General features: G+C 36.1%; 4 protein-coding genes. All 4 read left to right on the top strand.

Features of this window, described 5'->3' with window-relative positions:
• Window positions 1-64 precede the first annotated feature (64 nt).
• The 4 genes from OB236_RS40120 (at window position 65) to OB236_RS17780 (ending at window position 2,327) form a co-directional block, all read left to right on the top strand.
• On the top strand, window positions 65-253 hold the full coding sequence (locus OB236_RS40120; protein WP_408638488.1) for a GNAT family N-acetyltransferase: 189 nt from the start codon (window positions 65-67) through the stop codon (window positions 251-253).
• 457 nt (window positions 254-710) lie between these two features.
• Window positions 711-1,115 (top strand): NUDIX hydrolase, encoded by a 405-nt coding sequence (locus OB236_RS17770; protein WP_262685212.1) that lies wholly within the window; start codon window positions 711-713, stop codon window positions 1,113-1,115.
• A gap of 182 nt (window positions 1,116-1,297) precedes the next feature.
• Window positions 1,298-1,672, top strand: coding sequence for a hypothetical protein (locus OB236_RS17775; RefSeq protein WP_262685213.1), 375 nt, complete (start codon window positions 1,298-1,300; stop codon window positions 1,670-1,672).
• Window positions 1,673-1,853: 181 nt separating this feature from the next.
• A complete protein-coding gene (locus OB236_RS17780; RefSeq protein WP_262685214.1) occupies window positions 1,854-2,327 on the top strand; it encodes an NUDIX hydrolase in 474 nt (157 codons plus the stop codon).
• Window positions 2,328-2,358 lie beyond the last annotated feature (31 nt).

Below are 2,358 nucleotides of genomic sequence, written 5' to 3' on the forward strand. Positions count from 1 at the left end.
CTCTAACGGAATTGTCTCAAAATCTAGATTGGATTGGAATACACCTTCTTATTAAACGCTTACGATCTATCTCAATTTTTATCGTCTTTTTCGTGATACATGTTTGGTCGCTGTAAATGATGGTGAAGTTGTAGGTTTCGCATTAGGGATGATTGACCAGACTTCTACATCACATGCCTACCTTAACTATTTATTTGTCAAAGAGAACTACAGGAAAACAGGAATAGGCAAAAGATTATTGGAACAACGTTGAAATAGCCACTTCAAAAAAAGGCTGTAAGTTTGTAACTTTATTAACTGGTAAGAACGAGAATATTGAATACTACCAAAGGCAAGGTTACGAAAATTTAGAACAGTTTAGTCACAAAGATGCTGTTTATGATTACTATTACAACACAAAAAAGGTGTCCTTATTGATTAAACGTGTATAACCCAAGATTATTAGCCTGCGAAACAGTGGTTCTATGGCATCTACGTTTTATCGCTATGCTAACGTGGAACGATATTGTAGGAGCTTGCCTCGCGGCAACTCTTTTTTTGTACATTCAAGTAACGGGAGTAATGTTCAATTAATGAAGGTCTATCAGTAAACTATCAGATATTTTTGATTGATCTGTATTCCAATTTTGTGAAATAATGCGTGTACAGAAATTACAAAGTATTTGTCAAATCATGATCATCAAGTCTAATCGAAAACGGAGGGGATATGAATGGCTTTTAATGATACTTTTAGGTTTGGCGCTCATGCAATAATATTTAATTCAGAAGGTCATGTACTTCTATTAAAGCGAACATATGGCGATATGGGATGGAGTTTACCTGGTGGTAGTGTTGATCCTGGTGAAACCATTCATCAAGCGCTATATCGTGAATGTCGTGAAGAACTTGGAATAGAAGTTAGGGAGGTGGTATTAACGGGATTTTATTATCATAGTAGACTCAATGCACAAGTTGGTATATTTCGCTGTTCCATTCCAAATGATGAAGAAATAAAACTTAGTTCTGAACATTCTGAATATAAATGGATGCATTTATCGGAATTAAGTGAGGTTCAACGAATAAGGGCTTTAGACGCAATGGAGTATCAAGGACAAGTAGCAAGTCGTACTTTTTAACTACCCAAAATTATCATCGCGCTAACGAGTACGTTTGTTCAATAAGCAACATTAGCAAAGGCTGCAGGCATAATCGGCAGCCTTTGCTCACCTAACTGGCAGTTTAATGCAATAAATTGCCAGTTATTTGTGATAAAATATTTCCAATACTATACAAATCAAAAATAAAGAGGTGCCTTCTTGTGAAATACTTCGAAGAGGCTAAACATTTATGGAAGACCTATGTGCCAAAACAAGGCCAATCAGAGACAGTACAAGGCGAATTAATAAGAGCTATAGAGAAATTAAGAGATGAAGCCCAAAGAAACGGCAATGGCAATTGGGATAGATGCTTTGACATATTTTGTGATTTTTTAGAAACAACTTTGTGTTATTCGGGAGTTTTTAACATGTTACAGAAAATGAAAATTAGAAGTAATATCAAGAGGCTTAGGAAATACAATGATCCCTATTTAGAGGACGACATTTATGATGATTTAACAGATAGGGTGGTAGATTGGTATTTTAAAAATCAAGACCCCATTTTTAAGCCATATGATCCGAACCAGTACCGATAACAGCGTAAATTCCGCTAACGGATACGATAGCTCAGAGAACACATCATGGGTCCCCGCGGGATCAATAGGGCGGCCTCATTAAGCTATCGGGGCATTATCATCAATTGATCAGGATAAAAGGAACTTTTAAACTAGGGCTAAATGGTATAAATAATATATTATATATGGGTGGTGAAATTGAATGGAAAATGAACAACCAAAACAGTTAGTTGCTGTTTCTGCATTGCTTAAGAACGAAAAAGGTGAGGTCTTATTACTTAGAACTCATTGGCGTTCAGAAACATGGGAAATGCCTGGAGGAAATGTCGAGATAGGGGAGCCATTGGACGAGGCTGTACGCAGGGAATTTCTAGAAGAGACTGGTATTGTAATCCGTCCTATTGGTATAACAGGTGTGTATTATAATGCAACTAAGCACGTTTTATCAATAGTGTTTAAAGCAGAGTACGTTAGTGGTGCCATAAAAATTCAACCAGAAGAAATTCTAGAAGCTAGGTATATTGAGTTAAACGAATCAAACATTGATCAATACATAACTCGTCCACAACAAAAATCTCGTACGCTTGATGCTATGAAGGCAAAGAATTTTGTTCCGTATGAAACTTGGGAAGTAAGTCCGTCTTATAATTTATTATCAAGGTTATACATCGAATAATAAGCTTTTATTGTTCCACTATAGGCTACAA

It is taken from the genome of Paenibacillus baimaensis (genome assembly GCF_025567575.1).

Excerpts from the sequence above, each read along its gene's own strand:
- OB236_RS17780 (WP_262685214.1), top strand. The coding sequence starts at position 1,854 with ATGGAAAATGAACAACCAAAACAGTTAGTTGCTGTTTCTGCATTGCTT.
- OB236_RS17770 (WP_262685212.1), top strand. The coding sequence starts at position 711 with ATGGCTTTTAATGATACTTTTAGGTTTGGCGCTCATGCAATAATATTT.